The following is a 1,030-nucleotide window of genomic DNA, read 5'->3' on the forward strand; positions in this document are numbered from 1 at the left end:
GCCGGGTGGTGTCCCACGCGTGGGACTTCGGTGACGGCGCGACCGGCACCGGCGCGACGGCGTCGCACACCTACGCGGCGGCGGGCACCTACACCGTGCGGCTGACCGTCACCGACGACGACGGTGCGACGGCGAACACCTCGCGGGAGGTGACCGTGGCTCCAGCGCCGGTCGGCGCGGGGTCCATCGCCGCCGACGCCTTCGGCCGGGAGGTCGCCTCCGGGTGGGGGTCGGCCGACCGCGGCGGGGCGTGGACGATGGGCGGCGGCTCGAACGTCTCCTCGGTGACCGGCGGCGCCGGCCAGATGGGAGGCGGCATCGGGCGCGGTGTGAGCGCCACGCTGCGTGGGGTGTCGGCGCAGGACGTCGCGGTGCAGGCCGACCTCACCCTGGTGCAGGCGGCCACCGGTGGCGGCACCTACGTCTATCTCGGCGGCCGGCAGGTGGGCGGCGACGACTACCGGGCGACGCTGCGGTTCGGCAGCACCGGTCTGGTCGACCTCTACCTGTACCGGGTGATCGGTGGCTCGGAGACGATCCTGGCCTCCCAGCGGGTGCCCGGCACCTACACGCCGGGCACGGCGCTGACCGTGCGGCTGGAGATCGAGGGCACGGCGCTGCGGGCCAAGGTGTGGCCGGCGGGCACGGCCGAGCCGGCGGCGTGGACGGTGACCGCCACCGACACCACCGCGGCGCTGCAGCGGCCGGGCGCCCTGTTCCTGGACGTCTACACCTCGGGCACCGCCACGCGCGGGCAGGTCATCCGGCTGGACAACCTGCGCGCCCAGGCGCCCGGCGGGGTCACCGACCCGCAGCCGAACGCGGCCCCGACCGCGGCGTTCACCACCTCGGTGGCGGACCTGCGGGTGGCGGTGGACGGGTCGGCCTCGGCCGACACCGACGGCCGGGTGGTGTCCCACGCGTGGGACTTCGGTGACGGCGCGACCGGCACCGGCGCGACGGCGTCGCACACCTACGCGGCGGCGGGCACCTACACCGTGCGGCTGACCGTCACCGACGACGACGGTGC

1 protein-coding gene is annotated in these 1,030 nt (G+C 76.3%); it reads left to right on the forward strand.

The annotated features are described in order from the left end of the window. Positions 1-1,030, forward strand: a 1,030-nt coding sequence (locus tag ACI78U_RS24905; RefSeq protein WP_456878130.1) for a PKD domain-containing protein, incomplete at both ends; no start/stop codon positions are given.

Source organism: Geodermatophilus sp. SYSU D00710 (genome assembly GCF_054050195.1).